The sequence below is a fragment of the Photorhabdus sp. S10-54 genome, from assembly GCF_963878145.1.
Taxonomy (GTDB): Bacteria; Pseudomonadota; Gammaproteobacteria; order Enterobacterales; family Enterobacteriaceae; genus Photorhabdus; species Photorhabdus kayaii.
The window spans coordinates 21,069-44,492 of sequence record NZ_CAWNXG010000005.1 but is presented as its reverse complement, the minus strand read 5'-3'; the positions used below and the strand labels follow the sequence as shown (position 1 = coordinate 44,492).

General features: G+C 41.5%; 22 protein-coding genes and 4 pseudogenes. 11 read left to right on the top strand and 15 right to left on the bottom strand.

Annotation, left to right across the window (positions count from 1 at the left end):
- Positions 1–10 precede the first annotated feature (10 nt).
- The 4 genes and pseudogenes from AACQ83_RS04245 to AACQ83_RS04230 form a co-directional block, all read left to right on the top strand.
- Positions 11–175, top strand: a pseudogene (locus AACQ83_RS04245) (IS630 family transposase); the annotation flags it as partial.
- 317 nt (positions 176–492) lie between these two features.
- Positions 493–651, top strand: a complete 159-nt coding sequence (locus AACQ83_RS04240; RefSeq protein ID WP_158537751.1) for a hypothetical protein — start codon at positions 493–495, stop codon at positions 649–651.
- Positions 652–713: 62 nt separating this feature from the next.
- Positions 714–1,247: a hypothetical protein gene (locus AACQ83_RS04235; RefSeq protein WP_112876627.1), complete on the top strand. Its 534-nt coding sequence runs from the start codon at positions 714–716 to the stop codon at positions 1,245–1,247.
- A complete protein-coding gene (locus AACQ83_RS04230; RefSeq protein ID WP_112876628.1) occupies positions 1,240–1,590 on the top strand; it encodes a hypothetical protein in 351 nt (116 codons plus the stop codon). Before AACQ83_RS04235 ends, AACQ83_RS04230 begins: the two co-directional genes overlap by 8 nt.
- 39 nt (positions 1,591–1,629) lie before the next feature.
- On the opposite strand, the pseudogene AACQ83_RS04225 reads toward AACQ83_RS04230, so the two are convergent.
- The 12 genes and pseudogenes from AACQ83_RS04225 to ansB form a co-directional block, all read right to left on the bottom strand.
- Positions 1,630–1,776: pseudogene (locus tag AACQ83_RS04225) on the bottom strand (bacteriocin immunity protein); the annotation flags it as partial.
- Between the two features lie 71 nt (positions 1,777–1,847).
- The gene (locus tag AACQ83_RS24530; RefSeq protein ID WP_158537750.1) at positions 1,848–2,000 is read right to left on the bottom strand and encodes a bacteriocin immunity protein; all 153 of its coding nucleotides are present in this window, start codon (positions 1,998–2,000) and stop codon (positions 1,848–1,850) included.
- Between the two features lie 2 nt (positions 2,001–2,002).
- Entirely contained in the window at positions 2,003–2,110 is a 108-nt protein-coding gene (locus tag AACQ83_RS04220; protein WP_339366759.1) for a hypothetical protein, read from the bottom strand.
- Positions 2,111–2,267: 157 nt separating this feature from the next.
- On the bottom strand, positions 2,268–2,522 hold the full coding sequence (locus AACQ83_RS04215) for a bacteriocin immunity protein (RefSeq protein ID WP_112876631.1): 255 nt from the start codon (positions 2,520–2,522) through the stop codon (positions 2,268–2,270).
- Between the two features lies 1 nt (position 2,523).
- A pseudogene (locus AACQ83_RS24525) lies at positions 2,524–4,195 on the bottom strand (S-type pyocin domain-containing protein).
- 456 nt (positions 4,196–4,651) lie between these two features.
- Entirely contained in the window at positions 4,652–4,936 is a 285-nt protein-coding gene (gene ihfB / locus AACQ83_RS04200) for an integration host factor subunit beta (RefSeq protein WP_011145915.1), read from the bottom strand.
- A gap of 65 nt (positions 4,937–5,001) precedes the next feature.
- Positions 5,002–6,675, bottom strand: coding sequence for a 30S ribosomal protein S1 (gene rpsA / locus AACQ83_RS04195; RefSeq protein ID WP_065390862.1), 1,674 nt, complete (start codon positions 6,673–6,675; stop codon positions 5,002–5,004).
- A gap of 180 nt (positions 6,676–6,855) precedes the next feature.
- A complete protein-coding gene (cmk, locus tag AACQ83_RS04190) occupies positions 6,856–7,539 on the bottom strand; it encodes a (d)CMP kinase (protein WP_112876632.1) in 684 nt (227 codons plus the stop codon).
- A 179-nt stretch (positions 7,540–7,718) separates the two neighbouring features.
- On the bottom strand, positions 7,719–9,005 hold the full coding sequence (gene aroA, locus AACQ83_RS04185; protein ID WP_112876633.1) for a 3-phosphoshikimate 1-carboxyvinyltransferase: 1,287 nt from the start codon (positions 9,003–9,005) through the stop codon (positions 7,719–7,721).
- Between the two features lie 129 nt (positions 9,006–9,134).
- Positions 9,135–10,223, bottom strand: coding sequence for a 3-phosphoserine/phosphohydroxythreonine transaminase (serC, locus tag AACQ83_RS04180; protein ID WP_112876634.1), 1,089 nt, complete (start codon positions 10,221–10,223; stop codon positions 9,135–9,137).
- Positions 10,224–10,410: 187 nt separating this feature from the next.
- A complete protein-coding gene (locus AACQ83_RS04175) occupies positions 10,411–10,809 on the bottom strand; it encodes a GNAT family N-acetyltransferase (protein ID WP_240000690.1) in 399 nt (132 codons plus the stop codon).
- Complete coding sequence (gene ansB / locus AACQ83_RS04170) at positions 10,806–11,849, bottom strand: L-asparaginase 2 (protein ID WP_112876635.1); 1,044 nt, start codon at positions 11,847–11,849, stop codon at positions 10,806–10,808. Before ansB ends, AACQ83_RS04175 begins: the two co-directional genes overlap by 4 nt.
- 138 nt (positions 11,850–11,987) lie before the next feature.
- On the opposite strand from ansB, the gene ycaO reads away from it, so the two are divergent.
- The 4 genes from ycaO (at position 11,988) to pflA (ending at position 18,080) form a co-directional block, all read left to right on the top strand.
- The gene (ycaO, locus tag AACQ83_RS04165) at positions 11,988–13,751 is read left to right on the top strand and encodes a 30S ribosomal protein S12 methylthiotransferase accessory factor YcaO (RefSeq protein ID WP_112876636.1); all 1,764 of its coding nucleotides are present in this window, start codon (positions 11,988–11,990) and stop codon (positions 13,749–13,751) included.
- 319 nt (positions 13,752–14,070) lie between these two features.
- Positions 14,071–14,928 (top strand): formate transporter FocA, encoded by an 858-nt coding sequence (gene focA, locus AACQ83_RS04160; protein WP_112876637.1) that lies wholly within the window; start codon positions 14,071–14,073, stop codon positions 14,926–14,928.
- A 55-nt stretch (positions 14,929–14,983) separates the two neighbouring features.
- A complete protein-coding gene (gene pflB / locus AACQ83_RS04155; RefSeq protein ID WP_112876638.1) occupies positions 14,984–17,266 on the top strand; it encodes a formate C-acetyltransferase in 2,283 nt (760 codons plus the stop codon).
- Positions 17,267–17,339: 73 nt separating this feature from the next.
- Positions 17,340–18,080 carry a pyruvate formate lyase 1-activating protein gene (gene pflA / locus AACQ83_RS04150; protein ID WP_112876639.1) on the top strand — a complete coding sequence of 247 codons (741 nt, stop codon included), beginning with the start codon at positions 17,340–17,342 and terminating at the stop codon, positions 18,078–18,080.
- Positions 18,081–18,473: 393 nt separating this feature from the next.
- On the opposite strand, the gene AACQ83_RS04145 is transcribed toward pflA, so the two are convergent.
- The 3 genes and pseudogenes from AACQ83_RS04145 to AACQ83_RS04135 all read right to left on the bottom strand — a co-directional run bounded on the left by AACQ83_RS04145 (position 18,474) and on the right by AACQ83_RS04135 (position 20,692).
- Positions 18,474–18,707, bottom strand: a complete 234-nt coding sequence (locus AACQ83_RS04145) for a hypothetical protein (protein ID WP_112876640.1) — start codon at positions 18,705–18,707, stop codon at positions 18,474–18,476.
- 680 nt (positions 18,708–19,387) lie between these two features.
- Positions 19,388–19,624: pseudogene (locus tag AACQ83_RS04140) on the bottom strand (ISNCY family transposase); the annotation flags it as partial.
- 117 nt (positions 19,625–19,741) lie between these two features.
- A complete protein-coding gene (locus tag AACQ83_RS04135; RefSeq protein ID WP_112876642.1) occupies positions 19,742–20,692 on the bottom strand; it encodes an Rpn family recombination-promoting nuclease/putative transposase in 951 nt (316 codons plus the stop codon).
- Positions 20,693–21,126: 434 nt separating this feature from the next.
- Here AACQ83_RS04135 and AACQ83_RS04130 point away from each other — a divergent pair, with 434 nt between their 5' ends.
- The 3 genes from AACQ83_RS04130 to AACQ83_RS04120 are packed head-to-tail and all read left to right on the top strand — an operon-like array spanning position 21,127 to position 23,407.
- On the top strand, positions 21,127–21,447 hold the full coding sequence (locus AACQ83_RS04130) for an ABC-2 family transporter protein (protein ID WP_240000689.1): 321 nt from the start codon (positions 21,127–21,129) through the stop codon (positions 21,445–21,447).
- Positions 21,448–21,464: 17 nt separating this feature from the next.
- Positions 21,465–22,376: a glycosyltransferase gene (locus AACQ83_RS04125; RefSeq protein ID WP_112876643.1), complete on the top strand. Its 912-nt coding sequence runs from the start codon at positions 21,465–21,467 to the stop codon at positions 22,374–22,376.
- 14 nt (positions 22,377–22,390) lie between these two features.
- Entirely contained in the window at positions 22,391–23,407 is a 1,017-nt protein-coding gene (locus AACQ83_RS04120) for a glycosyltransferase family 4 protein (RefSeq protein ID WP_112876644.1), read from the top strand.
- Positions 23,408–23,424: the final 17 nt, after the last annotated feature.

Below are 23,424 nucleotides of genomic sequence, written 5' to 3'. Positions count from 1 at the left end.
GGCTGTAGTACTAAATAAGATAGAACGGTTATGGCAATCGCTCCATGAGACAGTGACGCGAAATCATAGTTGTCAATTTATGTGGCAGTTGCTTAATTATGTTGATGCCTTGTTGAAATCGTTTTCATCACAGCAAAAACCAGGAAGACAAAAAATGGGTGTAGCACTATTATGAAACCTTATTCAAAACAACTGCTCTGGTTTCATTACTTATTGTTAATTAAACGAGAAGGGTTGTATCAAGCTATGGGACATCTTATCCGTACTGAACAGAGGATACCGGAGCGGTAACGATTCTCGACACACGCATTAAATTCAAGAACTACGGCTAGAATATTCTCAATTTCCTGCCCCGTTCCGTTGTGTTATCCGATAAGGCGTTTACGCCATTAAAAACATGATCCAACAAACTTAGTTGAAGTTGCTGTGACTTTGGCATATATTTTGTGCAAAGATCTCTTAAATTAATTCCCTCGTAGGGAGAACTTCAAGATGAATGCACCTGATATCAAAAAAGCACAACATGTTGCCTACGCTCAACGTGTAAAAGAGCAGAAGAGTGGTCATGCAACTCCACAGCCCTTTATACAAAGGCCAACTTTAAGTGTGCCATCAGGTAGCTCCGTTGCAGATATGGCTCCGAACTTCTGATTCTTCCCCTGTACCGAACATGATATATTGAGCCAAGTGTTTATAATATTTGGCTCTTTTTTATGACTGTTGAACACATACCGCCTTCTGAGCAAATTTATTTGCTCAATCAAGAGTTAATCCAAAACGCTGATAGCTTAGCAGGGCCAGCAATCACTGTTGGTGGTCAAGCCGTGCGCTACTGGGTAAATACATACCTTCATAAATACTCGAAAAATAATTTACCTAACGAAGTTTTCATAACTTCTGTTGATGTCGATTATGTAACAAAACGAAACAATGTTGAAAATATCGCCAGAGCATTCAACGTTGAACCTCATTATAGCAACCCACTTGATCTCCCATCTATTGCAATATGCCTCCTGACCGATAAGGACACAAAGACGATTAAAGAGCATGAAGGCCGATTGTTCTCTAACCCTGATAACAATGATGAATGTAACCTTGTTGATATCATTGACCGGCCAGCAGGTTTTGAATACGACGATTTATCTGGCGACAAACTATACTTAGCAGCGCCAGGCTCTCATGAGTTCGTCCGCGTTTTGAATCCTATCGGCTTGTATTCGATCTCGCCTCGCCAACATTGTGAATAAAGTCAAAGACGATATTGAGGTCGAGAAAGAGCGCATCAGAAGCCTGATGATCCCTGCTTATTACTTTCTGTTAGAAAAACTTGAGCATGAAGATTTTCTAACAGCCAGAAAATATGTTGAAGACTTTGGTTATCTGCTACAAGAACGATCCCAGCATCACTGTCTTGTGAAGTATTGGATTGAACTCCATAAAGTTCTTGAATCACTTCAAGTTAATCTCTCTGAACACAGGGATGATTACGAGTTGCCGGATATGTTTCTTGATGAAGAGTTAAGAAGAATGGCTGAACATCATAAAAATCAATATATTAGATTAAGATCTCACTTACAGTTAGACCAATAACTTTATAAGAACGAACGCCCTATTGGGTGTTTCAGACCGCTATTTTTTAAAGCCCGGTTTACCGTTTCTAGCTCTCCATTCTTTTATTTCATGCACTATGGCACTAGGACCACTTTTCCCATACTCTGGGTAATATAGAAGATCAGACCCAGCAGGCTGTTCTGATAGACGCTCAAATTCCATGACAGCAACTATACCCTATGGATTTCAAGATGCATCGCGACGGCAAGGGAGTCAATCCCCGGGAGCATAGGAAACTATGTGACCGGAGTGAGCGAGTGCAGCCAACAAAGAGGCAACTTGAAGGATAACGGGTATATATGATCTTTCTCTATGGAGTATGTATCGGTACAAATGCCTATGACAAAATCAAGGAACTCTTTTTTTGTATAATCAGATATCTTTTTCATATTCATTTACCATTTTTATGAATTTCAATATGTCGCTTCGGAGTTACTACTCGCAGGTTATTGAGTCCATAAACAGAAGCATCATCTTTAATAAACTGAACATGATGTATTTCATATTGTTAGTTCGATTTAATGCCAAAATCGGCTGGAAATACTAAGATATAATTCCAACACCGGCAGCGATTCAATGTTGGTATATTATCCACAAGGTATTAATCTGCGTGATGAAAAGGATTGTAAAAACCCTTTTCATCACTTATCCGACTGCTATTCTTTAAAGCCCGGTTTACCGTTTTCGGCTCGCCATTCTTTTATAACTTTGAGCACACCTTCCGGGCTATCTTCAACTCCATTCTCTGGATAGAAAATTAGTCCATTTCCGTTTGGATGTTCTACAAGTTTTTCAAAATGATCTATTAAATTATCATGTTCTTCCTCTGAAACATCCACCGCCCATATTTTATTCAATAGGGATAAGAATTCAGCTTCAGTATAATCTTCCAGTTTATTTTTCAGTTCCATCTTACATACCCTCTCTGTTAGAATGGAACTCAATATGTTTTTTCGGTGTTACCACTCGTAAATTATCAATATCATAGACAGCTCCACCATCTTTAATTGGTTTTACATGGTGGATATCGAATTTTTTCTTTCCACCTATTTGTTCAGTTGGAATGGAAAATGGCGCATACTCTAATTCTTTTTTTATTTACATCAGAAAAATCCTTTACCAACTCAGGATCATTACCAACCTCTTTCCAAAACGCTCTTCTAAAATCATCGAAATTATTAAATGTCCTCCCTCGCAACTTATCCGCTATCTGACTGGGAATCGGCGCTCCCATATCTTGTCCTGCAAGACTTAACCAATTACCCTCAACTTTTTGCCCTCGACCAGTCACCACTCCCGGTTGATTTCGGGGGGTATTAAACATCACATAGATCGGTTTAACACCTAAATTGGCTGGAAATACCAGAATGTAATCGCGAAAATCCTTGTCTTCCGGTATCGGCAACGATTCAATATCGCTACCCACTTTATCCGGAATCGGTAATATCGTTATCTGCGACGAGATAAACGGCTGTTCCTCATTCCCAGTATGGGGAGGAACCTTAAATTCCTGTTCGTTTGGCATCCATAAAATCGTTGGCCGATTTTCTCCTTGTTCCCAGAACTCGTAATTACCGGTAGCCGGATTCAGTTTCATCATACGAACCGGCACTTTATCCAGACCACTCTCCGGGCTGACGTGATACCCCTGAACTGTCATCCTGCCGCTTTTTTCATCTCTAATCCATCGAAAACGAACACGGGTCGGCGCTTTACCAAGCTGTTCTGCAATCTCACTAAGATGATGCTAGTTTAAGTAATCTTCCTCGCCTTCATTTAACCCGGATGAATAAAACAGCCCCATTAATCCGACTGTCAACGGATTTGGTACCGCCAGCCAACGCCCGGCGCTGGTAATACCACCGCCAATGTAACGCATCACCAATGCTTCACTATCCGCTATAGCGCTACGGGTAGTTGCAGTCACCGCGATAGCAGCAGCTTCGGCCTTATCTTTGCTGCCGCTAAGCCACCGTTTATACCACGGTAATTTTTTATCCTGCGGTTTATCCGGTTTAGGTGGGTGTTTATTACTCTGCGGGGGCTGTTCAGGTTTTGATACCATTACCGGAGCAGGAGATAACGGAACCTGACATATCGCCATCCTACCAAAGTTATTTACCGGTTCAGTTTCTGTACCGGCATCGGTACAGCCTTTACCTCGCTGACGGGATTTGGCAAATAACGGGATCGGAGGAGGAGCCTGTGTTACAGGCGGTGGTGAGGATTGGATATTTCCCATTTCCTTCACCGGTGATGAGAAGTTTTGCGCTGCCATATGAGCAGGCGCTTGTTGACGAAGCTGCTCCTGTTTCTCGTAACTGTCCATCACTGAATTAATAAATCGGGCCCGACAGGGACAAGTACTAATGCTATCCAATGTGCCCGCCAGCTTACGCCCCATGTCAAACATATCTGTTACACCACCGGCAATGATGTAAGTGCCGGGATGTTTACCACAGGTAACCTTATCCCCTTCACGAGCAGTTGCTCACCCGTCAAATGTCATAGTGTGGTCACCAGTAATAATCTGGCCGCCACAAGTTGTTTTATCACCAACCAGCAGGAAATATCCTATTGCCATCTATTCACTTCTCCATTAATTCACCGTATGAAGAGTAGTTCTAACTGAAATCATCATGTTTTCACCACTTATGGATTAATAAGTGTTCAACGATGCAATAGATTTCGCTTAAAGATATATAGGAATATTCCGAAATTTATCGAAATTAAGTTGCCTGATGCTGATAATACCTCATGATTTATAACAATTTATATACAATTTTTTATCAAAAGCAAATATCACGAATAAATTTGCAACCAATGACGATACTGGTTTTGCATACAAATAGTTTCTAAGGACACAACATCAGATTAGCAGGATTCATGGGGTAGATTTTCTCAGTATAAAAATCAGCTCTTTTTATATGAGTCTTGATTAGATCAAAAAAGTGCTGACCAAAAGGCCAGCACTTTGTGATAAATCTAAAACAGCATCGAAACACTGTTTAGAATAAGCAATAACTTGTTATCTTCAAACTTAATCGTAGATATTCACGCGATCACGCAACTCTTTGCCAGGTTTAAAATGGGGAACGTATTTACCTTCCAGCTCCACTTTATCACCGGTTTTAGGGTTACGACCTACGCGCGGAGCACGGTAGTGAAGAGAAAAACTGCCGAATCCGCGTACCTCTATACGTTCACCATCTGCCAATGTTATTGCCATATGGTCGAGTATTTCTTTCACTGCATCTTCAACGGTTTTGGCCGAAATATGAGATTGCTGGCCAGCAAGTCTTTCAATTAATTCAGACTTGGTCATGAGTACCTCCCTAAACTACCGCACTTGGATAACACTTACGTGTTATCCACCGTTATTCACTTGAATTATTCGCCTTTCGCTGCTTTGAAAGCTTCAGCCATTGCATTGTTTGCAAAGTTTGCGTCTTCTTGCTTGTTCACAGAAGCGATAGCGTCTTTTTCGTCAGCTTCGTCTTTAGCGCGAACAGACAGGTTGATAACGCGGTTTTTGCGATCAACACCAGTATATTTGGCTTCAACTGCATCACCCACATTCAGAACCAGCGTTGCATCTTCAACACGGTCACGAGAAGCTTCTGATGCACGCAGGTAACCTTCAACGCCGTCAGCCAGTTCTACTGTCGCACCTTTAGCATCAACCGCGGTCACTTTACCAGTCACAATAGCACCTTTCTTGTTCACAGACAGGTAGTTATTGAATGGATCTTCCGCCAGTTGTTTGATGCCCAGAGAGATACGCTCACGTTCTGCATCAACTTGCAGAACAACAGCCGCGATTTCATCACCTTTTTTGTATTCACGAACTGCTTCTTCTCCAGCAACGTTCCAGGAGATGTCAGACAGGTGAACCAAGCCATCAATGCCGCCATCCAGACCAATGAAGATACCAAAGTCAGTAATAGACTTGATCTTACCTTCAACACGGTCATTTTTGTTGTGAGTTTCAGCAAATAGCTGCCAAGGGTTAGCTTTACACTGTTTCAGACCTAAGGAGATACGACGACGTTCTTCGTCGATATCCAGAACCATAACTTCCACAACGTCACCAACGTTAACCACTTTAGATGGGTGGATGTTTTTGTTGGTCCAGTCCATTTCTGAAACGTGTACCAGACCTTCAACGCCTTCTTCGATTTCTACGAAGCAACCGTAATCAGTCAGGTTAGTTACGCGACCAGTCAGTTTAGTACTTTCTGGATAACGCTTAGCGATTGCTACCCAAGGATCTTCGCCCAGTTGTTTCAGGCCCAGAGATACACGGGTACGCTCACGGTCAAATTTCAGTACTTTAACTGCGATTTCATCGCCCACATTGACGATTTCACTTGGATGTTTAACACGTTTCCAAGCCATATCAGTAATGTGTAGCAAGCCATCAACGCCACCCAGATCAACAAATGCGCCGTAGTCAGTCAGGTTCTTAACGATACCTTTAACTTCCATACCTTCTTGCAGGTTTTCCAGCAGTTGATCACGTTCTGCACTGTTTTCAGATTCGATAACAGCACGACGAGAAACCACGACGTTGTTGCGTTTCTGATCCAGTTTGATGACTTTAAACTCAAGCTCTTTACCTTCCAGGTGAGTTGTATCACGAACTGGACGAACATCAACCAGAGAACCAGGCAGGAATGCGCGGATACCGTTCAGTTCAACAGTAAAACCGCCTTTTACTTTACCGTTGATGATGCCGGTAACTGTTTCTGCGTCTTCGTAAGCTTTTTCCAGCATCAGCCACGCTTCATGGCGTTTTGCTTTCTCACGAGACAGAACAGTTTCACCAAAACCATCTTCAACAGCGTCTAGCGCAACATCAATTTCATCACCGACCTGGATTTCCAGCTCACCCTGAACATTTTTAAACTGTTCTACAGGAATAGCGGATTCTGATTTCAGACCTGCATCGACCAATACAACGTCTTTATCAATAGCAACAACGATGCCGCGAACGATAGCACCTGGACGAGTTTCAATAGATTGCAGGGATTCTTCAAAGAGTTGAGCAAAAGATTCTGTCATGTTAATGATCTTCAAGATTTTAATTTAACGTCCATTTAGCTTCCCGCCGAATGGGGTTGTTTTACATGCCCTGCTACGATTCCCTGTAACAAGGTTGTCTGGTTTGCGGAAAAATTCTCTACCCGCGTACCTAGTTTTTAGTAGGTCGTCATCAATTATAAGCTAAAAACTTAAAATCGCTCAGGTAATTGAGAGAATTTTTTTCGCATAATTTAGCGCCTTGTCGATAACTTCTTCGATAGACATACTGGTTGAATCCAATATTAATGCATCTCCAGCCGGCGCTAACGGCGCAACTGCCCGGTTACGGTCACGGTAATCACGTTCCTGTATCTCGGACAAAAGACATTCAAAGTTAACACTAAAGCCTTTTTCCTGCAACTGTAGCATACGTCTGTGCGCACGTTCTTCTGCACTGGCATCAAGGAATATTTTTACCGGGGCATCAGAAAACACCACAGTTCCCATATCACGGCCATCTGCAATCAAGCCCGGTGCAACCCGAAAAGCACGCTGACGCCGTAACAAGGCTTCACGAACTCGTGGAAAAGCAGCCGCCTGCGAGGCAGTATTGCCGACCGTCTCGGTCCGGATCTCATTACTGACATCCTCGCCCTCAAGCATCACACTGAGCTTCCCTTTTCTAGGGACAAAGCGCACATCAAGATTAGCAGCCAGAGGAACTAACGCGTCTTCAGACTGGATATCCACCTGATGATGAATCGCTGCCAGTGCCAATACTCGATAAATAGCACCTGAATCAAGCAGTTGCCAGCCTAAGGCCTCTGCCAGTGCCTGGCATAATGTTCCTTTACCTGCACCACTTGGCCCATCAACAGTTATTACTGGGGCTATCGCCACCATTATTGTTCTCCTTTAGCATGGCAAGTTAACACTTCACCAGATGCTGAATATTTACTCAATAAAATAATCAATATCTGCCGTTTATTATACGCACTCACAGAGTGAACGAAATAAGCGCATGCCATGTAGATAGATTTTGATCAAAGAAATACGCTTTATTAAATCATAATAATCGATAATTATGACTTTCGCTGGCTTAATCTCTCCAATTGATTGAAATAATCAGGAAAGGTCTTTGCTGTACAACCTGGATCGAGAATGGTAACCGGTGTATCGGACAGCGCCACCAATGAGAAACACATCGCCATTCGATGATCATTATAGGTACCAATTTCAGCAGGTAACAATCTTGGTGGTGGTGTGATGCGAATGTAATCACTCCCCTCTTCCACCTCTGCACCGACTTTACGCAATTCAGTTGCCATCGCATGCAGCCGATCCGTCTCTTTTACCCGCCAATTGTATATATTGCGAATGACGGTCTCCCCTGCCGCAAACAACGCAGTGGTTGCAATGGTCATAGCTGCATCAGGAATCTCATTCATGTCCATATCAATGCCAGTGAGAGAGCCTCGTTCACATTCAACAAAGTCATCACCCCAACGAATTTTCGCCCCCATTTTCTCCAGCACATTGGCAAATTTGATATCCCCTTGAAGGCTATTTTTACCAACTCCGGTCACCCGCACAGTACCACCTTTAATTGCTGCGGCCGCCAGAAAATAGGAAGCAGAAGAGGCATCACCTTCAACCAAATAGTGGCCCGGAGAAACGTATTGCTGTTGGCCTTTAATATGGAAAATCTGATATTGATCGTGATTTACGGTAATACCAAAACTTTTCATCAATGCCAGAGTGATATCAATATAAGGTTTGGAAACCAATTCCCCTTGAATATGAATCTCAGAATCATTTTCCGCCAATGGTACAGCCATCAGCAATGCGGTCAAAAATTGGCTGGAAACCCGGCCATCTACCGTCACTTTGCCGCCAACAAAACCCCCTTTGACGTGTAACGGCGGATAATTTTCCTGCTCCAGATAATCAATTTCTGCGCCCCCTTGGCGCAAAGCATCCACCAGATGACCAATCGGGCGCTCTTTCATCCGAGGTTCGCCGGTAAGAACGACGTCATTTTTTCCCAAGCATAACGCGGCGGTTAGGGGACGCATTGCTGTGCCGGCATTACCCAGAAACAGTTCTACCGGCCCTTTATGGGTAATCAATCCACCAATACCGTCAACTTCACAACGGGTACGATCATCAGATAAACGATAACTGACACCCAACGCAGCCAAGGCATTGAGCATATGACGAATATCATCACTGTCCAACAAGTTAGTTAAGCAGGTAGTACCTTTAGCAAAGGCTGCCAGTAATAACGCACGGTTGGAAACACTTTTTGATCCTGGCAGGTTAATAGTTCCACTAATGGAAGAAATAGGTTGTAGCATCAGGGATTGCATAAATAACAGGCTCTCCGATTCTCAATTAGGTTATTTTTAATTATAAGTGAGTCATTGTTACGTTTGAGGAAATATTTTTTTCTACCCTGAGATAGACCGGGAACCATTGTTCCCGGTAAAGTTGACAAATCAGCCGTTACGACGCTCAAAATCAGCCATAAAATCAACTAAAGCCTGAACCCCTTCGACAGGCATTGCATTATAAATAGAAGCACGCATACCGCCGGAAACCCGGTGACCTTTCAATGCCTGCAACCCTTGTGCATCTGCTTCTGCCAGAAATTTGCTGTCCAGTGAGGCATCAGCCGTCTTGAACGGCACATTCATCAGGGAACGATTTTCAAGGACGACTTGGTTATGGTAGAAATCACTGTTATCAATGGCATTATAAAGTAACTCAGCCTTAGCACGGTTACGTTTTGCCATCTCTTGTACCCCGCCTTGCTCTTTCATCCACTTGAAGACCAAACCAGAGAGATACCAGGCAAACGTTGGCGGCGTGTTGAACATGGAGTCATTCTCTGCCAGCACCGTATAATCAAGAATAGACGGGGTTTCTTTACGGGCTTTGCCTAATAAATCTTCACGAACAATAACCAGTGTGAGCCCCGCCGGACCAATATTTTTCTGCGCTCCAGCATAAATCATACCATAACGGCTAACATCTAACGGCCCGGAAAGAATAGAGGAAGAGTAATCCGCAATAATAATTTTATTATCATCAAAATCTGGCTCTTTATGAATTGCGATACCATCAATGGTTTCATTCGGGCAATAATGGACATAAGCCGCATCATTACTTAATAACCATTCACTCATTGGCTTAACGCCTTTCAAGCCATTAATTTCGGTTTTGATATTAATTACATTCGGCGTGCAATATTTTTCTGCTTCTTTGACTGCACATTCAGCCCAGTAACCACCATCAATATAATCAGCTTTAACATTATCACCCAGCAGGTTCATTGGGATAGCGGCAAATTGACCACGGGCGCCACCATGGCAGAACAATACTTTATAGTTTTCAGGCACTGACAATAGATCTCTCAGATCATTTTCAGCTTCCTTTGCCACTGCGACAAATTCCTTACCTCGGTGACTAATTTCCATAATTGAAGTCCCAATACCATGCCAGTTACAGAGCTCTTGTTCAGCTCTACGCAATACTTCGACCGGTAACATAGCGGGACCTGAACTGAAATTATATACCTGATTCATTTACCTCACCTTATTCTGACGAAATAACAATGATTGATAACAATAAATAATCTGATATATCGGTTGTACCATTCCCATTTCATTGCTGCAATGGTTATTCAAACGTTGAACAAAACTATCGCAAAAATAGCCAATAAACTTGTTCATTCAGCGCTATTACAGGTGAGCCGCTTATTTTTTACCTTTTTTATCTACAGCTATGAGAGGAAGGAATAATGTGAAATGACGAATCGGGTAAAGCAATAAAGCCATGATGTCGGTAAAATCGCACTGCATTATCATCTTTTGCATCAACAAGCAGCGCATAAGACGCAATTTCGGCACGAATGGTCCTCTCAATAGCATCAGCTAGCAATGCTCCACCGAGTCCCTGATTTCTAAATGCCTGATCAACGGCCAACCTCCCCATCCGTACTGCCGGCACTGTTGGGTATCGTGGCAGTTTCTTAATAGTAACCGTAGGGAGGTTGGTCAACTGGATACCGGCAGCAGCCAGAGTATAATATCCCACTACCCGGTGATCATGAAGCGCAACAAAACAAGCTGCACCTGTGCGCTCTATTGTTATCTCTGAATCACAAATCAATATTTCACAAACATCTCGTGAATTTTTACCGGATCACGCGTTTCAGTCAGAGCTAATTGTAAAAGCACTCTGGCCTTTTGTGGGTTCAGACGTTCAGAAGCGACAAAGCCATGCTTGCTATCATCCACTTCCGCATCCTGAGTAACATATCCCACCGGTACACGGCTTGATCTGACGACCACAACCCCATCTTTAGCCGCTTGAGCCAAAGTATCGAAAATCGCCTTATACATATTACCGTTGCCCACACCAGCGCTGACAATACCTTGGTAACCATCTCTCAACAGAGCTTTCGCCGGCAGATCAGACGCATTGGCATAGTTATAGACAATGCCTACTTTAGGCAGTTTATCCAGTTTACTGACATCAAAAATCGCCTTACTCGCTCTCGGCTTAGCGTCAGCGTAATAATTGACTTTGCCATTATGAACAAAGCCCTCAGCACCCGCATTAACTGGCTGGAATGCCTGAACTTCGGTGGTGCTCATTTTCACCACAGTGCGCCCACTGATAACCGCATCATTCATTGCCATCAACACACCACGTTTGGCTGATGCTTGATCACCGGCAACCACCACAGCGTTATACAGATTTAACGGGCCATCGGCACCAAGCGCCGTAGACGGGCGCATCGCACCAACCATGACAATCGGTTTCTGGCAGTGGGTAGTTAGATCGAGGAAGTAAGCAGTTTCTTCCATTGTGTCAGTACCGTGGGTGATAACAAAACCATCGGTCTTGCCACAATCAGCGTTGATTCTTTTCGCTAGCGTCAACCACACCTGATCATTCATATCCTGCGAACCAATACTCACCACCTGCTCACCTTTTAGGTTGGCGATATCTTTGATCTCAGGAATAGCATTGACTAATTCATCAATAGCAACTCTTCCAGCAACATAGTTGGATTGGATTGCAGACTTCCCACCACCCGCAATCGTCCCTCCTGTCGCCAAAAGCGTAATATTTGGTAAAGCAAAAGCAGAACCACTAATTAATGCCAATAAACTGGCTAAAGCTGTGTGTTTCATCTTTTTCATGCTTCTTCCTTAATAAAAAATATCCTGTTAGATTATGGATGATGATAACAATAAATCTGTGATACATACCAGACTTTAGCTACTGAAAAAAAACTCGTATGATGAGCGCCCCATAACGAGCACTCATAAGTGAATACCATGACGCAAACCTTTATTCCCGGCAAAGACGCCGCACTGGAAGACTCAATCAACCGTTTTCAGCAAAAACTGCAACACCTTGGTTTTAATATCGAAGAAGCTTCATGGCTGAACCCGGTTCCTAATGTCTGGTCGGTTCATATCCGCGACCGCGATTGCCCTCTCTGTTTTACCAATGGCAAAGGTGCCAGCAAGAAAGCCGCTTTAGCTTCTGCTTTAGGGGAGTATTTTGAACGCTTGTCAACTAACTATTTTTTTGCTGACTTCTATTTAGGCGAAGCTATCGCTAACGGTGATTTTGTCCATTATCCGAATGAAAAATGGTTTGCTTTACCGGAAGATGATTCTCTACCAGCAGGCATTCTGGATGACCGGTTACACCAATTTTATAATCCTGAAAATGAGTTATGCGCCAGTCAGTTAGTCGATTTGCAATCAGGTAATGAAGAGCGTGGTATCTGCTCGCTGCCATTTACTCGTCAGTCTGATGATCATACCGTCTATATTCCGATGAATATTATTGGCAATCTTTATGTTTCCAATGGTATGTCAGCTGGCAACACTATGAATGAAGCCAGAGTTCAGGGATTATCTGAAATTTTTGAACGCTATGTGAAAAATCGTATTATCGCCGAAGGCATCAGCCTGCCAGAAATTCCCCAGGAAGTGATGAACCGTTATCCCGGCGTTGTCGCCGCAGTCAGCAAATTACAGGATGAAGGTTTCCCACTCTATTGTTATGACGCCTCTCTCGGTGGACAGTTCCCGGTTATTTGCGTAGTGCTGTTTAATCCCAATAACGGGACTTGTTTCGCCTCTTTTGGTGCACATCCTGAATTTGGTGTAGCACTGGAACGTACTGTGACCGAATTATTACAAGGACGCAGTTTGAAAGATCTGGATGTGTTCAATGCGCCGACTTTCGATAATGAAGAAGTGGCAGAACATACCAATCTGGAAACTCACTTTATCGATTCGAGCGGTTTAATCAGTTGGGATTTATTCAAACAAGATGCTGATTATGCGTTCGATGACTGGAATTTCAGCGGCACGACAGAAGAAGAGTTCGCCACTTTGATGACTATCTTCAAACAATTGGATGCCGAAGTTTATATTGCTGACTACGAACACCTTGGTGTTTATGCCTGCCGTATTTTGGTTCCGGGAATGTCTGATATTTATCCTGTGGAAGATTTACATCTTGCTAATAACACGATGGGAACGCATTTGCGGGAAGCTTTATTAGCATTACCGGATAGCCAGTGGCAAGCCGAAGAATATCTGGCACTGATTGAGCAATTAGATGAAGAAGGTTTGGATGATTTTACCCGTATCCGTGAGTTGTTTGGCATTGCGGTGGGTAAAGATAATGGCTGGAGCAATTTACGGATTGGTGAACTAAAATCCATGTTGGCGCTGGCTGGCGGTGATTTGGAACAGGCTTTAATTTGGGTAGAATGGACTCAAGATTTTAACGCCTCAATCTTTACGGCCGAACGCGCTAATTATTATCGCTGTTTGCAAACACTACTTTTACTTGCTCTGGAAGCGGATAAAGCGCCTACACAATATTATCAAGCATTCGTAAAAATGTATGGGCAAGATGCTGTTGAAGCAGCATCAGCAGCTATTTCTGGTGAACACTGTTTTTATGGTCTGTGGTCAGTTGATGCAGATTTAAAATCACTGCCCGCTCATCAGGCTTTATTGGCTGCTTATGAGAAGCTGCAAAAAGCAAAATGCGATTTCTGGAACGCAAAATAAAATTGTAGAAAAGACAATTTATAATTAAAAGTAAAATTCAGGTTAAATTAAATTTATTTGCAACAACAAGTAAATGACAATTTGGCCTGTAATTTTACTTACCAAACTTCCTACCAATGGGTTAAATAAAAAAATATTATAATTTTTAAAATTTTTTTATTTTATTAAAATCAACAGGTTAAGTTGAATTTAAACCATTTTCACTCCCCAAAACAGAGTCCACTCTCAGGGAATTATGATCTATATCAAATTCTCCCCTTCACGCCTTTGTTACTATCATTACGTACCGTAACTTATTAATGATAAAGAGAATGTTGGTATGAAAGCTGACACCCCCTTTAACCTATTACCACCTGCGATAATGACACAAATCGCCAATGACATTGGTGTTTATAAAACTACTAAACCTGTTGCCATTACCTATCTGTCAGCAATAACTGCCGGAATTTTTATTTCCATTGCATTCGTCTTTTATATTACCGCGACTACAGGAACCACATCTGTCCCTTATGGGCTAGCTAAATTAGTCGGCGGTATCTGTTTTTCCCTTGGATTAATGTTAGTAGTCGTTTGCGGAGCAGATTTATTTACTTCTACTGTGTTGACGATTATTTCCAAAGCCACCGGGCGTATAACCTGGTATCAAATGATTAAAAACTGGATTAACGTTTATCTCGGTAATTTGATTGGCGCGCTATTTTTCGTCGCCATTATCTGGTTTGCCGGTCAATACCGTGTTGCCGACGGATTATGGGGCTTGAATGTCTTGCAAACAGCAAACCATAAAATGCATCACTCTTTTATTGAAGCGCTATTTTTAGGCATTCTCGCCAATTTAATGGTTTGTCTCGCTGTTTGGATGAGTTATGCCGGACGTAGTTTAATGGACAAAATATTCGCCATGATTTTGCCAGTAAGTATGTTCGTTGCCAGCGGCTTTGAGCACAGTATTGCGAATATATTTTTAATCCCGCTTGGTGTTGCTATTAAACATTTCGCACCAACTGAATTTTGGATTAACGTAGGGGCAACGCCTGAACAATTTTCTCAACTCACCATTGCACACTTTATTACTAACAATTTAATTCCAGTCACTATTGGTAACATTATCGGTGGCGCCATTTTTGTGGGTTTAACTTACTGGTCAATTTATCTGCGTAGTGAGCAAAAACATTAATTAGCTCTCTCGCCTGATTTCTTAAAAGTTCGATTATTACAAAGGTAGAAGTATCATGACTGAATTAAATAAAAAGTTCTCTGTAGCATGGCAAGGTTTTAACCTGGGTGATTGGCAAAGCGCAGTCAATGTTCGTGACTTCATCCAAAAAAACTATACGCCATATGAGGGTGATGAATCTTTCCTGGCAGGTTCGACAAAAGCGACCGATACCTTATGGGAAAAAGTCATGGAAGGTATCAAAATCGAAAACCGCACTCATGCGCCGGTTGATTTTGATACTGATGTTGCTGCTACTATTACCTCCCACGACGCAGGTTATATCGAAAAAGATCTGGAAACCATTGTTGGCCTGCAAACGGAAGCCCCATTAAAACGTGCCCTAATCCCATTTGGCGGCATCAAAATGGTAGAAGGATCATGTAAAGTTTATGGCCGTGAACTCGATCCTAAATTGAAACAGATTTTCACTGAATACCGCAAAACGCATAATCAAGGCGTTTTCGATGTTTACACACCAGATATTCTTAAATGCCGAAAATCTGGTGTTCTGACAGGTCTGCCTGATGCCTATGGCCGTGGTCGCATTATTGGTGACTACCGTCGTGTTGCAGTATACGGTATCGATTTCTTGCGTGATGATAAATTAGCTCAGTTCAATTCATTGCAGGAAAAACTGGAAAACGGTGAAGATCTGGCAATGATTATTCAATTGCGTGAAGAAATCGCTGAACAGCACCGCGCTCTGGGCCAGATTAAAGAGATGGCGGCTAAATACGGCTATGATATTTCTGGCCCCGCCACTGACGCTAAGGAAGCGATACAGTGGACTTATTTCGCTTATCTGGCAGCGGTTAAGTCTCAAAATGGTGCCGCAATGTCCTTCGGTCGCGTTTCCAGTTTCCTGGATATCTACATCGAACGTGACCTGAAAGCGGGTAAGCTGACAGAAGTTGAAGCTCAGGAATTAATTGACCATCTGGTGATGAAACTGCGTATGGTTCGTTTCCTGCGGACACCTGAATACGACGAACTGTTTTCCGGTGACCCAATCTGGGCAACAGAATCTCTGGCAGGTATGGGAATAGATGGTCGCACGCTGGTGACTAAAAATAGTTTCCGCTTCCTGAACACCCTATACACAATGGGCCCATCACCAGAACCCAACATGACCATCCTATGGTCCGAAAAACTGCCGACAAATTTCAAAAAATTCGCGGCAAAAGTTTCCATCGATACCTCATCTTTGCAATATGAGAACGATGATTTGATGCGCCCTGACTTCAACAACGATGATTACGCTATTGCTTGTTGCGTCAGCCCTATGATTGTGGGTAAACAGATGCAATTCTTCGGCGCCCGCGCAAATCTGGCTAAAACGATGCTGTACGCTATTAACGGCGGTGTAGATGAAAAGCTGAAAATGCAGGTTGGCCCGAAAGAAGAGCCAATAAAAGATGAAGTGCTGGATTACGACAAGGTTATGGCCCGCATGGATCACTTTATGGATTGGCTGGCAAAACAGTATGTTACTGCACTAAACATCATTCACTATATGCATGATAAGTATAGCTATGAAGCGGCACTGATGGCACTGCACGACCGTGATGTTTACCGTACTATGGCCTGTGGCATTGCCGGTCTATCTGTCGCCGCTGACTCATTGTCTGCCATCAAATATGCCAAAGTGACACCGATTCGTGATGAAAATGGTTTAGCGGTTGATTTCAAGATTGAAGGTGAATATCCACAATTCGGTAACAACGACTCACGTGTTGATGATATCGCCTGTGATTTGGTTGAACGTTTCATGAAAAAAATCCAGAAACTGAATACTTATCGCAACGCGGTACCGACACAATCCGTTCTGACTATCACTTCTAACGTGGTATATGGTAAGAAAACCGGTAACACCCCTGACGGACGTCGTGCTGGCGCACCATTTGGACCCGGTGCCAATCCAATGCATGGTCGTGATCAAAAAGGTGCCGTCGCCTCTTTGACCTCTGTGGCTAAATTGCCTTTCGCCTATGCAAAAGATGGTATCTCTTATACCTTCTCTATCGTACCAAACGCGTTAGGCAAAGATGATGAAACACGCAAAACTAATCTGGCTGGTTTGCTGGATGGTTATTTCCACCATGAAGCAGAAATTGAAGGTGGTCAGCATTTGAACGTCAATGTGATGAACCGTGACATGCTGCTCGATGCCATGGAAGACCCTGAGAAATACCCTCAGCTCACCATCCGGGTATCAGGTTATGCCGTACGTTTCAACTCACTGACTAAAGAGCAACAACAGGATGTAATTACCCGTACTTTTACCCAATCTATGTAATAATTTGTTAGCAAAGGCCCTGAATTTTAGGGCCTCTATTCGTTTATCCTGCCAGTTTTGGAGTAAACCTGTTATGTCCGTACTTGGTCGTATCCACTCTTTCGAATCCTGTGGCACCGTTGATGGCCCCGGTATCCGGTTTATTGTTTTCTTTCAAGGTTGCCTGATGCGTTGTCTCTATTGCCATAACCGCGACACATGGGATACCCACGGCGGCAAAGACGTGACTGTTGAAGAATTGATAAAAGAAGCGACAACCTATCGTCATTTTATGAACGCATCCGGTGGCGGGGTTACTGCATCGGGTGGTGAAGCCGTTCTTCAAACTGAATTTGTACGTGACTGGTTCCGAGCCTGTCGTGCCGAAGGTATTCATACTTGTCTTGACACTAATGGATTTGTCCGCCGCTATGGTCCGGTTATTGATGAATTAATGGATGCCACAGATCTCGTTATGCTCGATTTGAAGCAACTTAATGATGAGATTCATCAGAAATTAGTCGGTGTCTCCAATCATCGCACCTTGGAGTTTGCCCGCTATCTGGCTAAACGTAACCAGAAAACCTGGATTCGTTACGTTGTGGTTCCGGGTTGGTCCGATGATAATGAATCCGTTCATAAGCTAGGTGAATTTACCAAAGATATGAAAAATATTGAAAAAATCGAGCTTCTGCCTTATCACGAACTGGGTAAACATAAATGGACAACTATGGGGGAAAAATATCAGTTGGAAGGTGTAAAACCGCCAGCAAAAGAGACAATGGAGAGAGTGAAAAACATTTTGGAAAGTTATGGTCATAAGGTTGTCTATTAATTAAATTAGTTAACTTCCATCTCTGAAATGACGTTTAAAAACAGTAGGAAAAACCATTTTAAATATCAAACTCTGGCTTGCCAGGATCAAACTACACGCACAAGTGGATATAGTATTTGGGATGAAATGGCTTATTAAAGATGGACTTCATATTAAACAGAGATCGTAATAGAAGCAGTGATTATTATTTCAAAATGGGGGTACCTTGCGGTCAAGCCAATAAGCGAGTCAGCATATGATTCATATAACGAATAAAAGATTAAGGTATAAGTCGTTTATATCTTTTCATAAATAAATAACTTTCCAAAATGGTGCTACACCTTATCTACTAACAACCCTATGTATAACAATGGGTTGAAGGAAGCTACGTGTAGCGGAATTATGAAACCTTATTTATAAACGACTTATATATCCGTTATCTTTCAAATTGCCTCTTTGTTGGCTGCACTCCCTTGCCGTCGCGATCCATCTTGAAATCCATAGGGTATAAAACCTATTCCCTAACAAATTAATTTCATCTGCTATCGGTATTCCATCTCTTTTTTCAACTGATTTTATTAAGTTTATCTCACGAGAATTAAATCCACTCTTTATCATTAATAATGCCTCTATTTTCTGTTTTGTCATTATCTAAACATCCCAATAAGTAAGCAATCTGATTAATATACACTAAATTTCATCATAATATAAAAAGAAAACAATCCACATAATCAGAAAAATATTTATCACGATGTGCTATATTTTTATATTTCTTCATAAATATAAATAAGTTAACTGACATCAAGAAAAGTGCAATAGGCATTGAAATAACCACAGCAAATAAAACTCCATAAAGATTAATTACAGTCTCCATTAAAACAACAAGGGGTCGCCTCAGAAGATAAAGCCAATCACCCCACTCTTTTATTCCAGAAGTGACATTTTAAAGTCGCAATAACAACTTCAGAATATCATGGCTTTTAATATTGCATTATGTAGCAAATTCCCCGGTACCAGAATTTGTAAATTTTGATACCTTACAACAAAGGAATTCATGAACTCTGTTTGGATACCAAAATCAGTAATAAACGGTCACATCAGGCATATGAACATTGAGGTTTTAACGAAACAGAATGAGTCATTTGTTTCCGCAAACAACTCACTTAATCGCGTTCCCCACGCTCTTAGGGCCCCGATAAAGTTGCTTCCGTCTGATAGGTTTCAGCTTCGCCAGGCAAACGTAAAAGTCCCTTGTATAGTCATCATCCTGTAAGAACAAAAATGCCGATCTTGAATATCGGCATTTTGCTGTGAAAGAGAAGATTAATTTAATGCTTTAACGCTTCAATTTTATCCCGGCTCAGTCCGGTACTGGTGACAATAATATCCAAACTCACGCCATGCCGTAATAAGGCACGAGCCGTTTCCAGTTTACCTTCCTCTCTACCTTCTGTTCGGCCTTGCTCAATACCTTGCTTGATACCTTGCTCGCGCCCTCTTTGTTCAAGCTCTTCTGCAATAGTCATCAACATCGTTTCATGCTTCGGAGATAGTTGCTTCAGTCTGACCAGTTTCAGCTTCGCCGGGCAAACGTAAAAGTCCCCTGTACAGCCATCACCTTGAATAAGAACAAAAATGCCGATCTTGAATATCGGCATTTTACTGTGAAACAGAAGATTAATTTAATGCTTTAACGCTTCAATTTTATCCCGGCTCAGTCCGGTACTGGTGACAATAATATCCAAACTCACGCCATGCCGTAATAAGGCACGAGCCGTTTCCAGTTTACCTTCCTCTCTACCTTCTGTTCGGCCTTCTGTTCGGCCTTGCTCAATACCTTGCTTGATACCTTGCTTGATACCTTGCTCGCGCCCTCTTTGTTCAAGCTCTTCTGCAATAGTCATCAACATCGTTTCATGCTCCGGAGATTGTTCAATCAGTTGATGGACAAAGTGGGAGAGATCCAGCGTATGTCCATTCAGTAAAATATAGCTTAACACAACATTGCGCTGCTCGGCTGTATTATACCCCGCATTCAAGAGTTCCACCAATTGGGGGACCCATTCCTGCATATCCCGGCAGCGAATATGTTTTTGCACCAGCTCCATCAGGGCAACCCCTTTATGTGTCAGGATGTCTTCATCGCTGAGCACACTGACGTCCACCAACGGAAATGCCTGGCGGTATAAGCGAGCAGCCTGTTCAGGCAATGTAAAACAATCCAGCCACCGGTTTGAATAAGGATACGGCCGAACCTCACCATGATAAAACAGCAGAGGCGCCACCAAAGGGAGCTCAGTATGGCCTTTTTTCAGGTGAGCCGCCATGGCTGACATGGCATAATACATCAACCGCCAGGCCATCAGTGGGTCAGGGGTGGACTGATGTTCAATCAGACAATAGATATAACCTTGTCCCCGGACCGTTTCAACCGAATACAGCACATCACTGTGCAGTTGACGTAAATGCCGGTCCACAAAACTGCCGGGCTCCAGTTTCAATGTGGCTAAATCACACAACGACTGGACCTCTTCGGGCAGATAAAGGGATAAAAACTCCCTGGCCGTATCGGGCTGCGTTAAAAAATGTTTGAATAACGCGTCATGGTGAGGCTGTTTTTCTTTCTTTGCCACAATCTGTTTCTCTGTCTTATCAGTTAGTCATTACCACTCATTGTCAAGGTATAGTATTTCTACCAAGTTACAAAAAACATTGTTTCAGATTTCCTCAGGCAAATCTTTACCGAATGCATTAATATAAGCGCCTAAAGAATAAAATACTAGAAAATAAAAAACGAGAAAATATTATATTTACAACAACTACTCAATGAAAGTTATTTATTTAAATCAGTATTTAACTTACATTCGCATAATAATAACCATTTTATCAAAACATCGATTGCTTATATTTACGTTAATATTGGATGTTCAGAACGCAAAAATTTAACTGAATTCCCTTCAGATGATCTATTATTTTGAAATGTTACTTAGGAAGCAACAAAACCTTTGCTTCATTGAGCTTTCATTTTATCAATTTACTTCTGTACATTTTGCTGTTGCTGACTGGAATGATAACGTACTACAGTATCTGGTTTATTTGGACTGTTACTTCGTTTTGGTGGCCTGGTAATGAACACCGAGATTCCTTGTTTTTAAATAATATTATTATTGCTCGTTTTCCTATTGATATCTTTAATGGAGGGTTTGGTTTTATTTTTAAGATAATAGTTCCTCTGGCATTAATTGCGAATCCTGCTGCTATGGCGTTAATTGGAAATATTGGATGGGAATTAGGGATAATGTCAGTTTTCATTTCGATTTTTTTCTTAATTCTATCAAGGATAATTTGGCGATTGGGATTAAAATCATATTCCAGCACAGGTAGTTGAGAAAGGAGGGATGTATAATGTATCAAATATATGCAAGTGTTCTTATTATTACGAGGAATAAGCCAGAGCGTCTGGAAATTACGTTACAGTCCCTTGTAAATCAAGAACCAACTGAGGTCCCATTTGAGGTCATTATTATTGATGATGGCTCTGATATTGACTTACGCGTAATAATAGATAAGTTTGCAAATTATCTGGCAATTCAATATATAAAAACGGTACATCAAGGAATTGCTGTCGCTAGAAACGTTGGTATCCATGCTGCAAAAGGTGAAGTTATCATTCTTACAGATGATGATGTAATCGTGAATTCTACATTTGTTAGAGCACATATTTATGAGCATCGTAATGAAGAGAGCTTAGTTGTTGTAGGTGATCGTTATAATGTGTATTGGTCCAATCTCATGAGAGATTCAGTAAGGTATTCTCTTGTTAGGGCATTACATGGAGATATGGAAGGGTTATTGAAACAAGCTCGCAGAGATTTCTATGGAAAACAAACGTTACGATTGTTTGATAGTGAATATCAAAAGAATGATCAGGCTAGGTGGATTTGCTTTGTAGCACGTAATGTTTCAGCACGGAAAAGTGATCTAGTAGAAGTCGGTGGATTTGATGAAGGCTTTATAGGATGGGGAATAGAAGATGTTGAGTTAGGGTATCGTTTAGCTTTACATGGTAATCGTTATAAATATAGATCTGACGCGGTAGTATATCATCTGGAGCATATAGTTGGAAATGACAGGATAAGAGATATTAATAAGAATTTTGAATATTTTATGAAAAAATATCCAACAATTGTCCCTGTCATCTATAAAGAATTTACGTTTGGAGAAATTAGTTTGGAGGGATTTTGTTTATCTTTAGAAAATGGCTTTCGAACAGAAGTGGAAAAATCTAAGAGAACTTATTATAAGATGATTAGATAAAAAGGTGAATTGTAATGAAGAAAGAAGAAAAAATTTTACCTAAAAAATTGAAAATACTACATTTAATACAACATATGAAGGTTGGAGGGGCTCAACGAGCTCTCATTAATATCATAAGATCTACATCGTTATGCTTTGAATATATAGTGGTTAGTACTTTAAACCAGTATGAATCTGAGCTTGAGGAGTTACAGATTAAATTCATAGATTACGCACAAAGAAATCTTATCAAAATAATCATAGAGGAGTTACCTGATATTATTCATTACCATTGGTGGCCCGGATTTAAGATGATACCTAAGAGCCGGATACCTCATAACTGTCATGTTATTGTAACAGTACAAGATCCTGCGCCAGTTGAAGATATTCAAGCAGATGTTTATGTTTCAGGAAGCGATTTTATTGACAGATTTCAGGAGCATATCGGAAGAAACAGAAGAATTGTGATTAAAAGTTATATTGATGTGCAACAATTTATTTTAAATAGACAAAAAACGGAAGGAATTATTATTGGGCGACATAGTACTATTTATGAAAATAAGATACCAAAAAACTATATAGCTAATTTAGTCGATTTCAATCTAGATGCAACTTTTATTATAGTTGGTGATGGTGATCCTATTCTTATTGATAAATTAAATGAAGAAATAATGATCTGCCAAGCGCAAAATATGATTAATATTTGGCCTGGAAGTAGAATAAGAGAAATGCTTTCTATATGTGATATATTCCTTTATCTTACACCTGATGATAGTTTAGAAGGGTTTGCTAATGTAATTTCAGAAGCGATGGTTTCAGGTATTCCAATTATTGCTGAAAAAAAAGGGGGAAATTCAGAACAGATTATTCATGGAGAAACTGGTTTTTTATGTACTGGATATAAACAGGCAAGAGATTTTTGTCAACTTCTTATTCAAGATGAGATTCTGCGTATGAAAATGGGAGAAAATGCCAGAAAGCGCGGAGCAACTTTTGATCGTCATATAATGGGGAGATTATACGATCAAGTGTATATTAACTTAGCAGAATGAAATGAAGATTCAGGGTG

Bases quoted from the DNA above. Each gene is read 5' to 3' on its own strand.
- aroA (WP_112876633.1), bottom strand. From the start codon at position 9,005: ATGCAATCCCTGATGCTACAACCTATTTCTTCCATTAGTGGAACTATT.
- AACQ83_RS04125 (WP_112876643.1), top strand. From the start codon at position 21,465: ATGTATCAAATATATGCAAGTGTTCTTATTATTACGAGGAATAAGCCA.
- pflB (WP_112876638.1), top strand. From the start codon at position 14,984: ATGACTGAATTAAATAAAAAGTTCTCTGTAGCATGGCAAGGTTTTAAC.
- AACQ83_RS04215 (WP_112876631.1), bottom strand. From the start codon at position 2,522: ATGGAACTGAAAAATAAACTGGAAGATTATACTGAAGCTGAATTCTTA.
- ycaO (WP_112876636.1), top strand. From the start codon at position 11,988: ATGACGCAAACCTTTATTCCCGGCAAAGACGCCGCACTGGAAGACTCA.
- AACQ83_RS04240 (WP_158537751.1), top strand. From the start codon at position 493: ATGAATGCACCTGATATCAAAAAAGCACAACATGTTGCCTACGCTCAA.
- serC (WP_112876634.1), bottom strand. From the start codon at position 10,223: ATGAATCAGGTATATAATTTCAGTTCAGGTCCCGCTATGTTACCGGTC.
- focA (WP_112876637.1), top strand. From the start codon at position 14,071: ATGAAAGCTGACACCCCCTTTAACCTATTACCACCTGCGATAATGACA.
- ihfB (WP_011145915.1), bottom strand. From the start codon at position 4,936: ATGACCAAGTCTGAATTAATTGAAAGACTTGCTGGCCAGCAATCTCAT.
- pflA (WP_112876639.1), top strand. From the start codon at position 17,340: ATGTCCGTACTTGGTCGTATCCACTCTTTCGAATCCTGTGGCACCGTT.
- ansB (WP_112876635.1), bottom strand. From the start codon at position 11,849: ATGAAAAAGATGAAACACACAGCTTTAGCCAGTTTATTGGCATTAATT.
- AACQ83_RS04130 (WP_240000689.1), top strand. From the start codon at position 21,127: ATGATAACGTACTACAGTATCTGGTTTATTTGGACTGTTACTTCGTTT.
- cmk (WP_112876632.1), bottom strand. From the start codon at position 7,539: ATGGTGGCGATAGCCCCAGTAATAACTGTTGATGGGCCAAGTGGTGCA.
- AACQ83_RS04235 (WP_112876627.1), top strand. From the start codon at position 714: ATGACTGTTGAACACATACCGCCTTCTGAGCAAATTTATTTGCTCAAT.
- AACQ83_RS24530 (WP_158537750.1), bottom strand. From the start codon at position 2,000: ATGAAAAAGATATCTGATTATACAAAAAAAGAGTTCCTTGATTTTGTC.
- AACQ83_RS04145 (WP_112876640.1), bottom strand. From the start codon at position 18,707: ATGACAAAACAGAAAATAGAGGCATTATTAATGATAAAGAGTGGATTT.
- AACQ83_RS04120 (WP_112876644.1), top strand. From the start codon at position 22,391: ATGAAGAAAGAAGAAAAAATTTTACCTAAAAAATTGAAAATACTACAT.
- rpsA (WP_065390862.1), bottom strand. From the start codon at position 6,675: ATGACAGAATCTTTTGCTCAACTCTTTGAAGAATCCCTGCAATCTATT.